This is a genomic window from Burkholderia sp. BCC0419 (assembly GCF_902830285.1).
GTDB lineage: Bacteria > Pseudomonadota > Gammaproteobacteria > Burkholderiales > Burkholderiaceae > Burkholderia.
The window spans coordinates 689,455-708,185 of record NZ_CADESR010000003.1 but is presented as its reverse complement, the minus strand read 5'-3'; the positions used below and the strand labels follow the sequence as shown (position 1 = coordinate 708,185).

Here is an 18,731-nt window from a genome sequence, read left to right as displayed (position 1 = left end):
CTTGAGCGATTGATCAAATCTTAGTCACCGGCGTGTTCAGGGTAAACGCTGATTTTGACGATAAATTGTTTCCTGACCGGTAACAGTGCTACGTCGAATCAGTCTTTCAACGGGCTTTCTTTTCGGTTGGCGTAATAAGTATGAAGAATGTCGGAATCCCTGGCGCGCGGTTCAGCGCGCTTCGGCCGCCGCATCGAACGGCCGGCCCGGCGTGCGTCCGGCGGGCGCGCCGGCGCTGAGAAAGCGCACGCCCGTCGCGGCTTCCGAGGCTTCCCACAGCAACGCCGCCGCCGCCACGCTGCGCGCGGCACGCTCGCCGGTGCCGGCAGGCCGCGCGATTCGAACCAGCCGGACGGGCCGATGTACGCGCCGCCGGCCAGATCGGGCGATGTCGCCGCATGAATCGCGGGCAGCGCGCCCTGGTCGGCCGGTTGCGCGAGATAACGGTTCGCGGCGCGCATCAGCGCGGCGCGGGCCGGCGAGCGCTCCATCGCCGGGCCCGCGAACTGCAGGTTGGTTGCCGCATAGCCGGGATGCGCGGCGACGCTGATGCCGGCGAACGCCGCGCGCTCGAAGCGGCGCTGCAACTCGATCGCGAACACGAGGTTCGCGAGCTTGCTGTCGCAATAGGCGAGATAACGGTTGTAGCGATGCGCGGCGCGCAGGTCGTCCATGCGAATCCGGCCGCCGCGGTTGAAGCCGCTCGACATCGTGACGACGCGCGCCCGGCGCGCGGCGCGCAGCGCCGGCAGCAGATGGCCGGTCAGCGCGAAATGGCCGAGGTGGTTGGTGCCGAACTGCATCTCGAAGCCGTCGCGCGTGTGCCGCAGCGGCAGGAACATCACGCCGGCGTTGTTGCAGAGGATGTCGACGCGGCCGTGGCGTTCGCCGACGTCGGCCGCGAAGCGTGCGATCGACGCGAGATCGGCGAGGTCGAGCGGATCGACTTCGACGCGTGCATGAGGATGAAGCCGGCGGATCGCGTCGGCGGCCTGCGCGCCGCGTGCGGCGTCGCGGCAGCCCATCACGACCGTCGCGCCTTTCGCGGCCAGCGTTTCCGCGAGCTGCCAGCCGAGACCGCTGTTGGCGCCGGTCACGACCGCGACCTTGCCGCCTTGCGCCGGGACGTGGCGCGCGCTCCATGCATGCATGTCTGCCTCCGTCGGCGCGGCCGGTCGGCCGCGGCACGTAATCGTTACATTGAGTGGTGTAACGATAGTGCGGGCGGACGTAGCAGACAAGCGGGGGAATTAGACCGGCGCTTCTAAGGCTGGCGCGTGGCGTGTGTGGCGTGGCACTGCAAGCCCGGCGCGCGGCCGGCAGGTTTTACCTGCTGCCGGCCAGCGCGAGCACCTCGGCGGCGGAGATCATGGCGGCGGCGTTCGCGGGGGCCGGGCGCTCGGCCGGGCGGAACACTTCGTCGCCGCGGTGGATGACCTGGCGCGACAGCGCGCAGGTGCCGGTGCGCTGTGCGAAGCGGCGTCGCCAGCGCTGTTCACCGTAGTGACAGCGGCCGGGTTCGACCCAGCGGACGACGAGCAGCGTATCGGAACGTTCGAGGATTTCGACGTGGACGTCGGCGGGATCGAGCGCAGGCAGGGATTTGGAGGCCTTCATTTTGCCGTTTCCTAAAGCTCGTGCGGTTTCGGCCGTGGCAGTGGATGTCACTACCCGATGGCGAATCCGTAGCGGTTTCCATGAGTGGTGCGCTAAATGTAAGCGTCTGTGACCGGAAAAAACATCCTGTCCGGCTCGAATTACCTTTTGCCGATTTAGAAACAATCCACGCTTATTTTCTTGGAAAACCAAGAACAAAAAGCCCCGGACGGACAGTCCGGGGCGGAAAATCGGGCCGCGCGCCGTGTCTGCTCGCCCAGTCACGGGATATATCGCCGGGGGACGGAGGTGCCCGCAGGGATCCAGCGCGGGCGGGGAGGCGATATACCGGAAGCGCGGTCCGGCAACGCCATGATGGCGCGCGCCACCCGTTGACACCCTGACGCGAACATGACTTTTTTGTCAGTTTGCCCCGTCCGTAGTGCCGAACGTTGCGGAAGAATCGGCTGGAAGGCCCGCCGGTATTGGGTTTGAGCGGATCGCGGGGCGAGGCCTCAACGCCGCTTTCACGCCGAATTTGGTGCGCCAGACGGATTCATCCGCCCCGGGTAAATACTGAATCCCAATTTCGTGACAAACGCGCACTCCCTTTCTATGATTGGTTGGACCTTTAGTCCTTTGTGCCAATCGGCCGACTGGCGGCCGGCTATTTCGGGAGAGTTGCTCATGAGATTGCAGGGCAAACGCGCGCTGGTGACGGCGGCCGGGCAGGGCATCGGCCGCGCGACCGCGCTGCGGTTCGCGAGCGAGGGCGCCGACGTGCTGGCGACCGACATCAACGAAGCCGCGCTGGTGCGGCTCGAAGCCGACGCCGAGCGCGCGGGCGGCCGGCTGGTCACGCGGCGACTCGACGTCACCGATTCGAACGAGGTGGCCGCGCTCGCCGCGAGCGAACGCGCGTTCGACGTGCTGTTCAACTGCGCGGGCTACGTGCATCACGGCTCGATCCTCGATTGCGACGACGACGCGTGGGCGTTCTCGCTGAACCTGAACGTCACGTCGATGTACCGGCTGATCCGCGCGCTGCTGCCCGCGATGCTCGAAGCCGGCGGCGCGTCGATCGTCAACATGGCGTCGGCCGCGTCGAGCGTGAAGGGCGTGCCGAACCGCTTCGTGTACGGCACCACCAAGGCGGCCGTGATCGGGCTGACCAAGGCGGTGGCCGCCGATTTCGTCGAGCGGGGCATCCGCTGCAACGCGATCTGCCCGGGCACGATCGAATCGCCGTCGCTGGCGCAGCGGATCGCCGATCAGGCGCGCACGCGCCACGTGTCCACCGACGAGGTGCGCCAGGCGTTCGTCGCGCGCCAGCCGATCGGCCGCATCGGCACCGCGGACGAAGTGGCCGCGCTCGCGCTGTACCTGGCGTCCGACGAAGCGTCGTTCACCACCGGCACGATTCACCTGATCGACGGCGGCTGGTCGAACTGACCGTGTCGAACTGACCGTGTCTAGCCGACCGCGTCTAGCCGACCGCGTCTAGCCGACCGCGTCTAGCCGACCGCGTCGAACTGACCGTGTCGAACTGACCCAGTCTTCCCATCCCCTTCCCATTTCCGTTCTGACAACGCTATGAAACTGCTGAGATTTGGCGACAAACACCATGAAAAGCCGGGCCTGCTCGATGCGCACGGCCAGATTCGCGACCTGTCCGGCGTGATCGACGACATCGCCGGCGACGTGCTGACCCCCGCATCGCTCGCGCGGCTGCGCGACATTCCGCCGTCGTCGCTGCCGCTCGTCGAAGGCACGCCGCGGCTCGGCGCGTGCGTCGGCCGCGTCGGCAAGTTCATCTGCATCGGGCTCAACTACTCGGATCACGCGGCCGAATCCGGGATGGAGGTGCCGAAGGAGCCGGTCGTGTTCGGCAAGTGGACGAGCGCGATCTCGGGCCCGAACGACGACGTCGAGATCCCGCGCGGCTCCGAGAAGACCGACTGGGAAGTCGAGCTCGGCGTGGTGATCGGCCAGGGCGGCCGCTATATCGCGGAAGCCGATGCGCTGTCGCACGTCGCCGGCTACTGCGTGGTGAACGACGTGTCGGAGCGCGAATACCAGCTCGAACGCGGCGGCACGTGGGACAAGGGCAAGGGCAACGACACGTTCGGCCCGCTTGGGCCCTGGCTGGTGACGGCCGACGAAGTGCCCGATCCGCACGCGTTGCGGCTGTGGCTGGAGGTGGACGGCCACCGCTACCAGAACGGCACGACCGCGACGATGGTGTTCCGCGTGCCGCACCTGATCAGCTACCTGAGCCGCTTCATGAGCCTGCAGCCGGGCGACGTGATTTCGACCGGCACGCCGCCGGGTGTCGGCCTCGGGCAGAAGCCGCCCGTGTACCTGCGCGCCGGACAGGTGATCACGCTCGGCATCGACGGGCTCGGCGAGCAACGCCAGCGCACCGTGCAGGCCTGATTCCTCCCTTCAACGGACGGTTCGTCATGCCTATCATTCGATCGATGCGCGTCCTCGACGTGCGCTTTCCGACCTCGCGCCAGCTCGACGGCTCCGACGCGATGAATCCGGACCCCGATTATTCGGCGGCCTACGTCGTGCTCGAAACCGACCACGACGGCCTCGAAGGCCACGGGCTCACGTTCACCATCGGGCGCGGCAACGAAATCTGCTGCGCGGCGATCGACGCGATGCGCCACCTCGTCGTCGGTCTCGACCTCGACTGGATCCGCGAGGACATGGGCCGCTTCTGGCGGCACGTCACGTCGGACAGCCAGTTGCGCTGGATCGGCCCCGACAAGGGCGCGATCCACCTGGCGACGGGCGCCGTCGTCAATGCGGTGTGGGATTTGTGGGCGAAGGCCGTCGGCAAGCCGCTGTGGCGGCTCGTCGCCGACCTGAGCCCCGAGGAGCTGGTGCGGGCGATCGACTTCCGCTACCTGACCGACTGCCTGAGCCCGGACGAAGCGCTCGACCTGCTGCGCCGGCAGGCGCCCGGCAAGGCCGCGCGGATCGCCGCGCTGGAGCGCGACGGCTACCCGTGCTACACGACCTCGGCCGGCTGGCTCGGCTACAGCGACGACAAGCTGCGCCGGCTGTGCCGCGAGGCGGTGGAAGAAGGTTTCGACTACGTGAAACTGAAAGTCGGCGCGAACCTCGAGGACGACATCCGTCGCGTGACGATCGCGCGCGAGGTGATCGGCCCAGACCGCAAGCTGATGATCGACGCGAACCAGGTGTGGGAAGTCGACGAGGCGATCGACTGGGTGCGCGAACTCGCGTTCGCGCGGCCGTGGTTCATCGAGGAGCCGACGAGCCCCGACGACGTCGAAGGGCATCGCAAGATCCGCGAGGCGATCGCGCCGGTGCAGGTCGCGACCGGCGAGATGTGCCAGAACCGCGTGCTGTTCAAGCAGTTCATCGCGCGCGGCGCGATCGACGTCGTGCAGATCGATGCGTGCCGGCTCGGCGGCGTGAACGAGATTCTCGCGGTGATGCTGATGGCCGCGAAGTACGGGCTGCCGGTGTGCCCGCATGCGGGCGGCGTCGGGCTTTGCGAATACGTGCAGCACCTGTCGATGATCGACTACGTGTGCATTTCCGGTACGAAGGAAGGGCGCGTGACCGAGTACGTCGATCACCTGCACGAGCATTTCGTCGAACCGTGCGTGGTGCGCGGCGCGGCGTACATGCCGCCGACGGCGCCCGGTTTCTCGATCGAGATGAAGCCCGAATCGCTGGAGCAGTACCGGTTCCGCGGCTGACGCATGGCAACGCGCGACGGCGCGCGATGCGAGTCATGTGCATCGTGCGCGGCGACAACATGAACGACGGAGACGCGAAGTGGATTTGAATCTGCAAGACAAGGTCGTGATCGTGACCGGCGGCGCGTCGGGCATCGGCGCTGCGATCTCGATGCGGCTGGCCGGTGAAGGCGCGATCCCGGTGGTGTTCGCACGCCACGCGCCCGACGACGCGTTCTGGCGCGCACTCGCGCAGCAGCAGCCGCGCGCCGCGTGCGTGACCGTCGAGCTGCAGGACGACGCGCAGTGCCGCGACGCGGTCGCGCAGACCGTCGCGCGCTTCGGCCGCATCGACGGCCTCGTCAACAACGCGGGCATCAACGACAGCATCGGGCTCGACGCCGGGCGCGACGCGTTCGTCGCATCGCTCGAACGCAACCTTATCCACTACTACGTGATGGCGCATTACTGCGTGCCGCACCTGAAGGCGGCGCGCGGCGCGATCGTCAACATCTCGTCGAAGACGGCCGTGACCGGCCAGGGCAACACGAGCGGCTATTGCGCGTCGAAGGGCGCGCAGCTCGCGCTGACGCGCGAATGGGCCGTCGCGTTGCGCGACGACGGCGTGCGCGTGAACGCGGTGATCCCCGCTGAGGTGATGACGCCGCTCTATCGGAACTGGATTGCCGGTTTCGATGATCCGCAAGCGAAAGTCGCGGAAATCGCGGGCAAGGTGCCGCTCGGCCAACGCTTCACGACGGCCGACGAGATTGCCGATACGGCCGTGTTCCTGCTGTCGGATCGCGCATCGCACACGACGGGCCAGTGGCTGTTCGTCGATGGCGGCTATACGCATCTCGATCGTGCGATCAGCTGAGGGCCGCGATTCATGCAACCCGACCTGAACCCGAACACCGCGCCGCCGTTGATCGCGCTGACCGGCATCGGCAAGCGCTTTCCGGGCGTGCAGGCGCTCGACGATTGCCGTTTCGACCTGCGCGCGGGCGAAGTGCATGCGTTGATGGGCGAGAACGGCGCCGGCAAGTCGACGCTGATGAAGATTCTCGCGGGCGTCTATCAGCGCGACGCAGGCGAAATCCGGATGGACGGCCGCCCGGTGGAGATCGCCGACCCGCGTGCCGCGCAGGCGCTCGGCATCGGCATCATCCATCAGGAGCTGAACCTGATGAACCACTTGAGCGTCGCGCAGAACATCTTCATCGGCCGCGAGCCGCGCGGCCGCTTCGGCGTGTTCGTCGACGAAGACCGGCTGAACCGCGACGCGGCTGCGATTTTCCAGCGGATGCGGCTCGATCTCGATCCGCGCACGCCGGTCGGCCGGCTGACGGTCGCGAAGCAGCAGATGGTGGAGATCGCGAAGGCGCTGTCGTTCGACTCGCGCGCGTTGATCATGGACGAGCCGACCGCCGCGCTGAACAACGCAGAGATCGCCGAGTTGTTCCGCATCATCCGCGACCTGCGCGCGCACGGGGTCGGCATCGTCTACATCTCGCACAAGATGGACGAGCTGCGCCAGATCGCCGATCGCGTGACCGTGATGCGCGACGGCAAGTACGTCGCGACCGTGCCGATGGCGGATACGTCGATGGACACGATCATTTCGATGATGGTCGGCCGCCAGCTCGACACGGAATCCCGCACGCCGCCCGATACGTCCGCGAACGAGATTGCGCTCGAAGTGCGCGGGCTGTCGCGCGGCCGCGCGATCCGCGATGTGGGCTTCACGCTGCGGCGCGGCGAGATCCTCGGCTTCGCCGGGCTGATGGGCGCGGGCCGCACCGAGGTTGCGCGCGCGGTGTTCGGCGCGGACCCGGTCGACGCGGGCGAGATTCGCGTGCACGGCAGGGCCGTGACGATCCGCACGCCTGCCGACGCGGTGAAGGCCGGCATCGGCTACCTGTCCGAGGATCGCAAGCACTTCGGGCTCGCGGTCGGGATGGACGTGCAGAACAACATCGCGCTGTCGAGCATGCGCCGCTTCGTGCGCCGCGGCGTGTTCCTCGATGCGCGCGGGATGCGCGACGCCGCGCAGTCGTACGTGCGGCAGCTCGCGATCCGCACGCCGTCGGTCGCGCAGCCTGCGCGGCTGCTGTCGGGCGGCAACCAGCAGAAGATCGTGATCGCGAAGTGGCTGCTGCGCGACTGCGACATCCTGTTCTTCGACGAGCCGACGCGCGGCATCGACGTCGGCGCGAAAAGCGAGATCTACAAGCTGCTCGATGCGCTCGCCGCCGCCGGCAAGGCGATCGTGATGATCTCGTCCGAGTTGCCCGAGGTGCTCCGCATGAGCCACCGGATTCTCGTGATGTGCGAAGGCCGCGTGACCGGCGAACTGCGCGCGGCCGACGCCACGCAGGAAAAGATCATGCAGCTCGCGACGCAGCGCGAGTCGACCGTGTTGTCCTGATTGTCCCGATTCACACGCCTACCCGATCATGTCCAACGATACGCATCCCGTTCCGCCCCTTGCCACCGGCGACACGCCGGCCGGCGCGTCGAGCCTGAAATCGCGCTTCTTCAACCCGGCCGCACGGCAGAAGCTGCTCGCGTTCGCGAGCCTCGTGCTGTTGATCGTGTTCTTCAGCTTCGCGTCGTCGAACTTCCTCGACGTCGACAACCTCGTGTCGATCCTGCAGGCGACCGCCGTGAACGGCGTGCTGGCCGTCGCCTGTACGTACGTGATCATCACGTCGGGCATCGACCTGTCGGTCGGCACGCTGATGACGTTCTGCGCGGTGATGGCCGGCGTCGTGCTGACGAAGTGGGGCATGCCGCTGCCGCTGGGGATCCTGGCCGCGCTGGCGTTCGGCGCGCTGTCGGGCTGCGTGTCGGGCTTCGTGATCGCGAAGATGAAGGTGCCGCCGTTCATCGCGACACTCGGCATGATGATGCTGCTCAAGGGGCTGTCGCTCGTGATCTCGGGCACGCGGCCGATCTACTTCAACGACACGCCGGGCTTCACGTCGATCGCGCAGGATTCGCTGATCGGCAACCTGATTCCCGCGCTGCCGATCCCGAACGCGGTGCTGATCCTGTTCCTCGTCGCGATCGGCGCGTCGATCGTGCTGAACCGCACCATCTTCGGCCGCTACACGTTCGCGCTCGGCAGCAACGAGGAGGCGCTCCGGCTATCCGGCGTGAACGTCGATGCGTGGAAGATCGCCGTCTACACGTTCAGCGGCGCGGTGTGCGGGATCGCCGGCCTGCTGATCGCTTCGCGGCTGAACTCGGCGCAGCCGGCGCTCGGGCAGGGCTACGAGCTCGATGCGATCGCGGCCGTCGTGATCGGCGGCACGTCGCTGTCGGGCGGCGCGGGCAGCATCGTCGGCACCATCATCGGCGCGTTCATCATGAGCGTGCTGACCAACGGCCTGCGCATCATGTCGGTCGCGCAGGAATGGCAGACGGTCGTGACGGGCGTGATCATCATCCTCGCCGTCTATGTGGACATCCTGCGCCGGCGTCGCCGCTGACGCAGACACGGACGCCAATACGGACGCCAACACGCATGGGCTTCACCGCCGGCCGGGCCGGCATTTCAGTCGATACCAACCAAGGAGACGCGAAGTGATCAGGAGCAAGGTGTTGAACGCGATCGTCGGGCTGACGTTCGCCGTCGGCGTCACGGCCGGCGCGCAAGCGCAGGAAGCCTATATCCCGCTGATCTCGAAAGGCTTCCAGCATCAGTTCTGGCAGGCCGTGAAATCGGGCGCGACGCAGGCCGCGAAGGACTACAAGGTGAAGGTGACGTTCGAAGGGCCCGAAACCGAGGCGATGGTCGACAAGCAGATCGACATGCTGTCGGCCGCGATCGCGAAGAAGCCGGCCGCGCTCGGCTTCGCGGCGCTGGACAGCAAGGCCGCGCTGCCGCTGCTGAAGAAGGCGCAGGCCGAGAAGATTCCGGTGATCGCGTTCGACTCGGGCGTGGACAGCGACATTCCGGTGACGACGGCCGCGACCAACAACAAGGCGGCTGCCGCGCTCGCCGCCGACAAGCTCGCCGCGCTGATCGGCGACGAAGGCGAGGTGGCCGTGGTCGCGCACGACCAGACGAGCCGCACCGGCATCGACCGCCGCGACGGCTTTCTCGACCGGATGAAGTCCGCCCACCCGAAGGTGAAGGTCGTGACCGTGCAGTACGGCGAAGGCGATCAGCTGAAATCGACCGAAGTGACGAAGTCGATCCTGCAGGGCTATCCGAAGCTCAAGGGGCTGTTCGGCACCAACGAAGGCTCGGCGATCGGCGTGGTCAACGGCGTGCGCGAGATGAAGCGCAAGGTCGTGATCGTCGGCTACGATTCCGGCAAGCAGCAGAAGGACGCGATCCGCAGCGGGCTGATGGCCGGCGCGATCACGCAGAACCCGATCGGCATCGGCTACAAGACGGTCGAGGCGGCCGTGAAGGCGATCAAGGGCGAGAAGCTGCCGAAGGTCATCGATACCGGTTTCTACTGGTACGACAAGACCAATATCGACGATCCGAAGATCGCAGCGGTGTTGTACGACTGAACGTGGCGGATGGGCGGCGGCGAGGCGGCCGTCGCCGCCGCGGTGATCGAACACGAGGGCATCATGGGCGCAGTGCGTATCGATTCGCATCAGCACTTCTGGCGTTATCGCGCGGCCGACTATCCGTGGATCGGCCCCGGGATGGGCGTGCTCGCCCGTGACTACCTGCCCGACGCGCTGTGGCCGCAGATGCATGCGCAGGCGCTCGACGCGTCGATCGCGGTGCAGGCGCGCGCCGGGTGCGACGAGACGGCGTTCCTGCTCGATCTGGCGCGCGACGACGCACGCATCGCGGCCGTGGTCGGCTGGGAGGATCTCGGTGCGCCGGCGCTGGCCGACCGTGTCGCCGAGTGGCGCAGCCCGAAGCTGCGCGGTTTTCGTCATCAGGTGCAGGACGAAGCCGACGTCGGCGCGTTCGTCGCGGATCCCGGCTTCAATCGCGGCGTCGCGTGGCTGCAGGCGAACGGCTATGTGTACGACGTGCTCGTGTTCGAGCGCCAGTTGCCGGACGTGCAAGCGTTCTGCGCGCGGCACGATGCGCACTGGCTCGTGCTCGACCACGCCGGCAAGCCGGCGCTCGCAGAGTTCGAGCACGACGATACGGCGCTCGCGCGCTGGCGCGCGTCGCTGCATGAACTCGGCGCGCTGCCGCACGTCGCGTGCAAGCTGTCGGGGCTCGTGACCGAGGCCGACTGGCGGCGCGGCCTGCGCGGGCAGGACCTCCGGCATATCGAGCAGTGTCTCGACGCGGCGCTCGACGCGTTCGGCCCGCAGCGGCTGATGTTCGGGTCGGACTGGCCCGTGTGCCTGCTCGCGGCGTCGTATGACGAGGTGGCGTCGCTGGTCGAACGCTGGGCCGAATCGCGACTGTCGGCGGCCGAGCGCGGCGCGTTGTGGGGCGGCACGGCCGCGCGGTGCTACGCGGTGCCGGGCGATGTGAAGCGCGGCATATAAAATAGGCGCGAGCGGTCTGTCGATTCGTCAGGCCGTCCGGAACGAAACCGATTACCAGCGTCAACGTATGTCCATCCAGCCGATTCAGAACCGCCGCCTCTACCAGCAGATCGCCGACAAGCTCAGTGCGATGATCGAGTCCGGCGATTTCCCGCCGGGCAGCTATCTGCCGCCCGAGCGCGAACTCGCCGAACGGTTCGGCGTGTCGCGCACGTCGGTGCGCGAGGCGCTGATCGCGCTCGAAGTCAACGGGCTCGTCAGCGTGCGCGTCGGCGACGGCGTGAAGGTGCGCCATCCCGAAACGGCCGCCGTGCCCGAACCCGCCTCGGCGCCCGGCGCGACGGTCGCACCGTTCTCGATCGTCGAGATCGATCCGGAACTCGGCATCGCGCTCGATCTCGACACCGAAATCCCGCCGTTCGCGCTGCTGCAGGCGCGCCGGCTGATCGAGCCGGAAGCCGCGTCGCTTGCCGCGAAGCACGGCTCGGACGCGCAGATCGAAGGCATTCACGAAGCGTTCCTGCGCAACCAGGACGACAACCGCAGCGGCTCGCTCACGCACCCGGGCGACCGGCTGTTCCATATCCGCATCGCAGAAGCGAGCGACAACGCCGCGTATGCGCTGATGATCAAGCAGTTGCTCGCGCACAAGTACGACCTGATGTTCCAGCGGCTGCAGTCGCTGTACATGCCGAACGACATGCCGCACCGCTCGGAGCGCGAGCATCGCGCGATCCTCGACGCGATCCGCGCGCGCGACCCCGATGCCGCGCGCCGTGCGATGGCCGAGCATCTCGACGAAGTGATCCGCATCTTCGGCCGTGCGCTCGACTGAGCGCGCGAATCGATTCGCTGCATGTTCGCAAGCGGCGGACGCGATGCGGCCTCTCCCGGGGTGCCGACGCGGCATCCGTCCCGCACGAGGACACCGGCTGCCGGGACCGAACGAACGCTGCGATGCGAGCGCCGCGCGCCGACCCACCGGCATGCCGCTCGCGCGCCGAATGGAGTGTGACGAATGCGCGTGAACGATTGCCACAATTTCCACGACTTCCGTGAGCTGGCCAGGCGGCGGTTGCCGGGACCGATCTTCAATTACATCGACGGTGCGGCCGACGATGAAGTCACGTATCGACGCAACACGAGCGCGTTCGACAGCTGCGATCTGGTGCCGAACGTGTTGCGTGGCGTGCGCGATGTCGATCTGTCGGTGACGGTCATGGGGCAAAAGCTCGGCATGCCGGTCTATTGTTCGCCGACGGCGCTGCAACGCCTGTTTCACCATGACGGCGAGCGCGCGGTCGCCGCCGCAGCCGCGAAATTCGACACGATGTTCGGGGTGTCGTCGCTCGGCACCGTGAGCCTGGAGGAAGCCCGTGCGATCAGCCCGGGCCCGCAGGTGTACCAGTTCTACTTTCACAAGGATCGCGGCCTCAACCGCGAGATGATGAACCGCTCGAGGCAGGCCGGCGTGAACGTGATGATGCTGACGGTGGACAGCATCACCGGCGGCAATCGCGAGCGCGACAAGCGCACCGGCTTCTCGATTCCGTTCCGGCTGACGCTCGCGGGGATGACCGAGTTCGCGTTGAAGCCGGCCTGGGCGTTCAACTATCTGACCCACGAGCGGTTCCGTTTGCCGCAACTCGACCGGCATGTCGACATGGGCGGCGGCGCGATCTCGATCAGCCGCTACTTCACGGACATGCTCGATCCGTCGATGTCATGGGACGACGTCGCCGCGATGGTGCGGGAGTGGAACGGGCAGTTTTGCCTGAAAGGCGTGATGTCGGTCGACGATGCTCGCAGGGCGGTGGACATCGGCTGTACCGGCATCGTGTTGTCGAACCACGGCGGACGGCAACTGGACGGTTCGCGCGCCGCATTCGACCAGCTTGCCGAGGTGGTCGACGCGGTGGGCGACCGGATCGACGTGATGATGGATGGCGGCGTGCAGCGCGGTTCGCACGTGCTGAAAGCGCTGGCGCTGGGGGCGAAGGCCGTCGGCCTGGGGCGTTATTACCTGTTCCCGCTCGCCGCCGCCGGGCAGCCCGGCGTCGAGCGCGCGTTGCAACTGATGCGGGCGGAGATCGAACGGGACATGCGGCTGATGGGCTGCGCGTCCGTTTCGCAGCTCGGGCGGAATCAGCTGCGCTTTCGCTGACGGCGGGTGCGACGCCATTCGGGCCTGTGTGCCGGCCGGTATCGCGCGCTCAGAAGCGATCCGCGCGATACGGCGCCGGATCGGTGAACGGCGCCTCGCCGGTCATCATCTCGGCCAGCAGGCGGCCGGTGACGGGGCCGAGCGTCAGCCCGTGATGGTTGTGCCCGAACGCGAACCACAGCCCGCGATGCGCGGGCGCGGGGCCGATCACCGGGCGCATGTCGGGCGTGCACGGCCGGAAGCCGAGCCACGGATGCGGGTCGAGCCGCTCGCCGAAACCGAACACCGGCCGCGCGACGCGTTCCGCGCGTTCGAGCTGCACACCCGTTGGCGGAAGCCCGCGCCGCGCGATCTCGACGCCCGTCGTCAGCCGCAGCCCGCGTCGCATCGGCGCGATCACGTACCCGTATTCGCGATCGACGATCGGCGCCGACGGCACGCCGCGCGCGGACGGCGCGTAGTGCATGTGATAGCCGCGCTTCTCGCGCAGCGGGATCTTGTAGCCGAACTTGCCGAACACCGTGTCGGACCACGGCCCGAGCGCGACGACGACGGCCGGCGCGGCCGCCGGGCCGTCGTCGGTCGTCACCTGCCAGCCGGGCGACAGCGCGTCGAGGCTCGCGGCGTCGCCCGTCAGCAGCGTGCCGCCGCCCTGCACGAACAGGTGCGCATACGCTTTGACGAGCGCGGCCGGATCGACGACGCTTTTCGGGTCGAGCCAGTGCAGCGCGCCGCAGAAGCCCGGTGCGAGGCTCGGTTCGTGCGCGAGCAGCGCGGCCGCGTCGAGCGGCGTGATGCCGAGCCCGTGGCGGCGCGCGGTGAGGCCGGCCTCGGCCACGCCACGTTCGAATGCGGCCGGCGTGCGGAACGCTTCGAGCCAGCCGCTCGCGCGGATCAGCTCGCCGGCGCCGGCGCGCGAAATCAGCGCGTCGTGTTCGACGATACAGCGTTCGATCAGCGGCAGCATGTCGCGCGAAGCCGCCGCGTGACGCAGCGGCGCCGATTCCCACCAGAACCGCGCAAGCCACGGCGCGAACGCGGGCAGCGACGCGCTGTGCCAGTAGAGGTCGGTCGAACGGTTCAGCGCATAGCGCATCAGCGTGAACGGGCTGCGCGGGAACGGATACGGCTCGACCGACGAGCGCTCGATCAGCCCGGCATTGCCGAAGCTCGTGCCTTCGCCGGGCGCGCCGCGATCGACGAGGGCGACCTTGCGGCCGCGATCCTGCAGGTGCAGCGCGGCGCAGACGCCGACGATGCCGGCGCCGAGAACGATGACGTCGAAATCCATCGATGGTGAGTGACGGTTGGCGGGGCATCGGTGTCGCGTCTACCGTGCCGCCGCGTGTTGGAGAGCGTGCGAAGCACAAGCATACTCGCGGCGGCGCGGGGCACCAAGAGGGGCGTGTCGCTACCGGCGCATGTCGTCGCGCCACGCCGCCGAGAACTGCCGCGCGGCGTCGAAGCACACCGCGTCATCGCCGGGCGAACCGATCAACTGCACCCCGACCGGCAGTTCGCCCGATGCGAAGCACGGCGCGCTGACGACCGGCAGCCCCGCGAATGAGATCGGCTGCGTCAGCAGGCCGAGCGTCTTCGCGGGTTCGAGCGCGACGCCGTTGACCTCGACGGTCGCGTCGGTGAAGCGCGGCGCCGCACAAGGCGTCGCGGCCGCGAGCAGCAGGTCGTAGCGCGCGAACAGCGCTGCAATGCGCGCACGCCAGGCGGCACGGCAGGCAAGCGCGTGCCGATACGCGGAGTCGGACGTCGCGAGGCCGGCCGCGACGCGCGACCGCAGGCGCTCGGAGACGAGCGCCGCCGGGGCGTCGAGCAACCCGCGATGGGCGCGCGCGAGCTCCACGTTCGAGATCACGAGCGCCGCTTCTCGCACGTGCGCGACTTCGTCGCTGGCGACGGGCACGGCTTCGCTCGCCCGCAGGCACGCCGCTGCACGCCGGACAGCGCGTTGCGCATCCGCATCGGCATGTGTTTCGAAATCGCCGGTCAGCACGGCGACGCGAAGCGGGGCGGCTGGATCGCGCGGCGGTTGCGCGCGCGGTGCACGTGCTTCGCACAGCGTGTCATACAGCACCGCAAGATCGTCGATATCGTTCGCGAACCCGCCGACGGTATCGAGCGAGTCAGCATACGGCACGCAGCCGGCGCGTGACAGCCGTCCGTCGCCGGGACGAAACCCCCATACGCCGCACAGCGCCGCCGGCGCGCGGATCGAGCCGTTGGTATCGCTGCCGAGCGCGAGCGGCACGTATCCGGCGGCGACCGAGGCGGCCGAGCCGCTCGACGAGCCGCCCGTCATGCGCGTCTGATCGGCCGGCAGGTGCACCGCGCCATAGTGCGGATTCACGCCGGTGGCGCCGCACGCGAGTTCGTCCATCTGCGTCGCGCCTAGGGGGACCGCGCCGGCCGCGCAGAGTCGCGCAACGATCGGCGCATCGGCGCGGGCGGCCGGCAACGCAGCGCGCGCCGGCGATCCGGCAACCGTCGTATAACTCGTCACGTCGATGTTCCACTTCACGAGGAATGGCACGCCTGCCAGCGGGCCCGGGTCGCGCCCGTCCCGCACGAGGCGGTCGATGCGCAGCGCATCGCGCCTGGCCCGCTCGTCGAAGGTGGCCGCGCAGGCGTTGATCGCACCGTCGCGCGCGGCGATGTCGGCGAGCACGGTTTGCACGAGCGACGCCGCGCTCACCCGCCCGCTGCGCACCCCGGCCGCCAACGCCAGCGCGCTGCGCATCGACGGCGCCGCGTTCACGTGCGCACCATGAGCCGGCGCGGAATCGACAGGATCAGCGCGGAGGCGGCGAACAGCGTGAAGGCGAGCAGCGCGACGCCGAGCTCGGTGCTGCCCGTCAATCCAGTGGCATAGCCCATCAGCGTCGGGCCGACGAACCCCGCGACGGCCGCGCCGATGTTGACGAGCCCGGCGCCGCCCGCGGCCGCTTCTCCCGCGAGAATTCGCGACGGTAGGCTCCAGAACATCGCGAGCGTGCTCATGATGCCGGCCACGCCGGCGGTCAGGCACGCGACCGCGAGCACGGGATGCGCGCGCATGCCGAGGCTCGCGAGCAGCGCGACGCCGCCGATCGCGACGGGCAGCGCCGTATGCCAGCGGCGTTCGCCGGTCCGCACCGAATGCTGCGCGTTCGCGACCATCGCGACCGACGCGACCAGGTACGGGATGGCGCTGACCAGGCCGATTTGGAGGTTGCTCAACGATCCGAGCGCCTTGATCATCGTCGGCATCCAGAACACGAGCCCGTAGTTGCCGACGTTGTAGAGGAACGACGTCGCGAACAGCAGCCACAGGGTCGGCTCGCGCAGCGCGGCGCTGAGATGGGTGCGCTTGCCGGCCGCTTCCTGAGCCATCTCCGCGTGAATCATCCGCTTTTCCGTATCGGTCAGCCAGGTTGCGTCGTCGATCCGTTCCGTCACACGCACGAGCAGGTACAGGCCGAGCACGATGGCCGGCAGGCCTTCGATCACGAACATCCACTGCCAGCCGCGCAGCCCGAAGCCGCCGTGCGTGGCGTCCATGATCCAGCCCGACAGCGGCCCGCCGACGATCACGCCGAGCGGCATCGCGAGAAACAGGAAGGCCATGACCTTCGCGAGCCGGTGCGACGGAAACCACACGCTGAAGTACGCGATCACGGCCGGAAAGAAGCTCGCTTCGGTCACGCCGAGCAGGAAGCGCAGTGCGTAGAAGCTCGCGGTGTCGCGGGTCGCGAGCGTGGCGACCGACACGACGCCCCACGTCAGCATCGAGCCGGCGAGACAGCGCTTCACGCCGATCCGCCGCACGAGCCAGCCGGCCGGCACCTGCAGCAGCAGATAGCCGACGAAGAACAGGCCCGCACCGACGCCGTATGCGGCGTCCGTGAGGTGCAGGTCCGTCACCATCTGCAGCTTCGCGAAGCCGACGTTGACGCGGTCGAGATAGCCGAAGAAATAGCAGACCAGGATCAGCGGAATGATGCGCCGGCTCAGGCGTGCATACAGCGCATCGAGGCCGGGGGCGACGGCTTCCGCGTGCGCGGGCGGGCCGGCTTGCATGCCGCGCGGCGTGGCGGCACCGTTGGGATTCGTCATGGTGACTCCGTGCAGGTGGACTCCGGGGCGGCTGCCGCGACCACGCGACCGCGCGCCGTCGATCGGCCGGTTCTAGATGTCGCGGCGCAGCGCCCGGCCGGGACGCGTGCCGGTGTGCCGGCCATGTTCGAGCACGGCCCGCCCGTTGACGAACACGTGCTCGATGCCTTCGGGGCGCAGCGTCGGGCTCGCGAACGTCGCGCGGTCGATCACGCGCGCCGGGTCGAACACGACGAGATCGGCGTAATGACCGACCGCGAGCCGCCCACGCTCCGCGATGCCGAACTGCTCGGCGGTGAGGCCCGTCATCTTGCGCACGGCGGTTTCGAGCGGGAACAGGCCGCGCTCGCGGGAGAATTCGCCGAGCACGCGCGGGAACGTGCCCCACAAGCGCGGGTGCGGGCGCATGTCGTTGGGCAGGCCGTCGGAGCCGACCATCGTCAGTTCGTGACGGATGATGCGCTCGACATCCGCTTCGTCCATCACGAAGTAGATCGCGCCGGCGGGGCGCAGCGCGTCGATCGCGGCGTCGACGGAATCGCCGAACAGCGGCAGCAGTTCATGGAAATCGCGGCCCGCGAGTTCGGGATGCGGCTTCGACCACGCGAGGATCACGCGTGACGACTGGCGGATGCGATCCGCGCGCAGCATCGTCGACGTGGCCGGATACGGATGGCAGTCGAGACACAGCGGTTGTCGCGTGCGCTGCGCGTCGATATGCGCAAGCGTTTCGACCGAGCGGCCGTGATTGGCCTTGCCGGCCACCTTGTGATGCGACAGCACCACGCGCACGTCGAGCGCGCGCCCGATCGAGAACGCTTCGTCGAGCGACGCGATGATCGCGTCGGTTTCGTCGCGCAGGTGCGTCGCGAACACGCCGCCCGTCTCGCGCAGCGGCGCGCACACGTCGATCAGTTCGTCCGTCGTCGCGGCTGCCGCGGGCGGGTAGAAGGTGCCCGACGAGACGCCGAACGCACCGGCCGCCATCGCTTCGCGCACGTCGGCCGCCATCGCCGCGATTTCAGCCGCGTTGGCTGCGCGGTCGAGATCGGCCATGTGCCGCACGCGCAGCGTCGAGTGGCCGATCAGGGCCGCCGTATTGACGGCGGCGGGCGTTGCGTCGAGTGCGTCGAGATACGCGCGAAACGACGGGAAGCGGAACGACTGCCAGGCGCCCAGCAGGTCGAGCGGCTGCGGCACGTCGCGTTCGGCGAGCAGCGGCGCGAGGCTGATGCCGCAATTGCCGGCGATCACCGTGGTGACGCCCTGGGCGACCTTCGGCTCGACGTCGGGATCGGTCAGCACGAACGCGTCGTCGTGCGTGTGGCTGTCGATGAAGCCCGGCGCGACGACGAGGCCGCTCGCATCGAGCGTGTGCGTGGCCGTCGCATCGCCCAGGTCGCCGATCGCGGCGATGCGCTCGCCGGTCACGCCGAGATCGGCCTCGAAGCGTGTGGCGCCGGTGCCGTCGATCAACTCGCCGCGACGCAGGATCACGTCGAAATGCATGGTGGTTCCTCCAGAATTCGCCCGGAGCCGGGCCGTGCCCGTTTCCGTCGTTCATGTTCGCCCCCATCGTCCCCAGCCATTTTTCGGGTGTCCAATGCCGTTCGGCTCGCGATTCATGCGAAACCGGCATCAATGCGCGCGCCGCTGTG

At 68.3% G+C, this 18,731-nt stretch carries 15 protein-coding genes and 1 pseudogene; 10 read left to right on the top strand and 6 right to left on the bottom strand.

Going from position 1 to position 18,731, the window contains the following annotated elements; all coding sequences use genetic code 11:
* Window positions 1-171: 171 nt before the first annotated feature.
* Together HWW87_RS21470 and HWW87_RS21465 are read right to left on the bottom strand one after the other, a co-directional pair.
* Window positions 172-1,151: pseudogene (locus HWW87_RS21470) on the bottom strand (oxidoreductase).
* Between the two features lie 175 nt (window positions 1,152-1,326).
* A complete protein-coding gene (locus HWW87_RS21465) occupies window positions 1,327-1,617 on the bottom strand; it encodes a DUF3331 domain-containing protein (RefSeq protein ID WP_006484717.1) in 291 nt (96 codons plus the stop codon).
* A 666-nt stretch (window positions 1,618-2,283) separates the two neighbouring features.
* On the opposite strand from HWW87_RS21465, the gene HWW87_RS21460 reads away from it, so the two are divergent.
* From HWW87_RS21460 to HWW87_RS21415, 10 genes are all read left to right on the top strand, one after another.
* A complete protein-coding gene (locus tag HWW87_RS21460) occupies window positions 2,284-3,048 on the top strand; it encodes an SDR family oxidoreductase (RefSeq protein WP_175822029.1) in 765 nt (254 codons plus the stop codon).
* Window positions 3,049-3,189: 141 nt separating this feature from the next.
* The gene (locus HWW87_RS21455) at window positions 3,190-4,032 is read left to right on the top strand and encodes an ureidoglycolate lyase (RefSeq protein WP_175822028.1); all 843 of its coding nucleotides are present in this window, start codon (window positions 3,190-3,192) and stop codon (window positions 4,030-4,032) included.
* Between the two features lie 26 nt (window positions 4,033-4,058).
* Window positions 4,059-5,336: an L-fuconate dehydratase gene (locus HWW87_RS21450; protein WP_175822027.1), complete on the top strand. Its 1,278-nt coding sequence runs from the start codon at window positions 4,059-4,061 to the stop codon at window positions 5,334-5,336.
* Between the two features lie 79 nt (window positions 5,337-5,415).
* Window positions 5,416-6,192: an SDR family oxidoreductase gene (locus HWW87_RS21445; RefSeq protein ID WP_175822026.1), complete on the top strand. Its 777-nt coding sequence runs from the start codon at window positions 5,416-5,418 to the stop codon at window positions 6,190-6,192.
* Window positions 6,193-6,204: 12 nt separating this feature from the next.
* On the top strand, window positions 6,205-7,743 hold the full coding sequence (locus HWW87_RS21440; protein WP_175822025.1) for a sugar ABC transporter ATP-binding protein: 1,539 nt from the start codon (window positions 6,205-6,207) through the stop codon (window positions 7,741-7,743).
* A 28-nt stretch (window positions 7,744-7,771) separates the two neighbouring features.
* The gene (locus tag HWW87_RS21435) at window positions 7,772-8,809 is read left to right on the top strand and encodes an ABC transporter permease (protein WP_174434312.1); all 1,038 of its coding nucleotides are present in this window, start codon (window positions 7,772-7,774) and stop codon (window positions 8,807-8,809) included.
* Window positions 8,810-8,903: 94 nt separating this feature from the next.
* The gene (locus HWW87_RS21430; RefSeq protein WP_174434313.1) at window positions 8,904-9,845 is read left to right on the top strand and encodes an ABC transporter substrate-binding protein; all 942 of its coding nucleotides are present in this window, start codon (window positions 8,904-8,906) and stop codon (window positions 9,843-9,845) included.
* A 63-nt stretch (window positions 9,846-9,908) separates the two neighbouring features.
* Window positions 9,909-10,799: an amidohydrolase family protein gene (locus HWW87_RS21425; protein ID WP_175822024.1), complete on the top strand. Its 891-nt coding sequence runs from the start codon at window positions 9,909-9,911 to the stop codon at window positions 10,797-10,799.
* A 67-nt stretch (window positions 10,800-10,866) separates the two neighbouring features.
* Window positions 10,867-11,634: a FadR/GntR family transcriptional regulator gene (locus HWW87_RS21420; RefSeq protein WP_175822023.1), complete on the top strand. Its 768-nt coding sequence runs from the start codon at window positions 10,867-10,869 to the stop codon at window positions 11,632-11,634.
* 183 nt (window positions 11,635-11,817) lie between these two features.
* Window positions 11,818-12,963, top strand: coding sequence for an alpha-hydroxy acid oxidase (locus HWW87_RS21415; RefSeq protein WP_175822022.1), 1,146 nt, complete (start codon window positions 11,818-11,820; stop codon window positions 12,961-12,963).
* Window positions 12,964-13,012: 49 nt separating this feature from the next.
* Here the strand turns inward: HWW87_RS21415 and HWW87_RS21410 are convergent, their stop codons facing one another.
* The 4 genes from HWW87_RS21410 to HWW87_RS21395 form a co-directional block, all read right to left on the bottom strand.
* Window positions 13,013-14,254, bottom strand: coding sequence for an FAD-binding oxidoreductase (locus HWW87_RS21410; RefSeq protein WP_175822021.1), 1,242 nt, complete (start codon window positions 14,252-14,254; stop codon window positions 13,013-13,015).
* A gap of 120 nt (window positions 14,255-14,374) precedes the next feature.
* Entirely contained in the window at window positions 14,375-15,718 is a 1,344-nt protein-coding gene (locus HWW87_RS21405; protein ID WP_175822020.1) for an amidase family protein, read from the bottom strand.
* Between the two features lie 14 nt (window positions 15,719-15,732).
* Window positions 15,733-17,073: an MFS transporter gene (locus HWW87_RS21400; protein WP_175822019.1), complete on the bottom strand. Its 1,341-nt coding sequence runs from the start codon at window positions 17,071-17,073 to the stop codon at window positions 15,733-15,735.
* 72 nt (window positions 17,074-17,145) lie between these two features.
* Window positions 17,146-18,582, bottom strand: a complete 1,437-nt coding sequence (locus HWW87_RS21395; protein WP_175822018.1) for a D-aminoacylase — start codon at window positions 18,580-18,582, stop codon at window positions 17,146-17,148.
* Window positions 18,583-18,731: the final 149 nt, after the last annotated feature.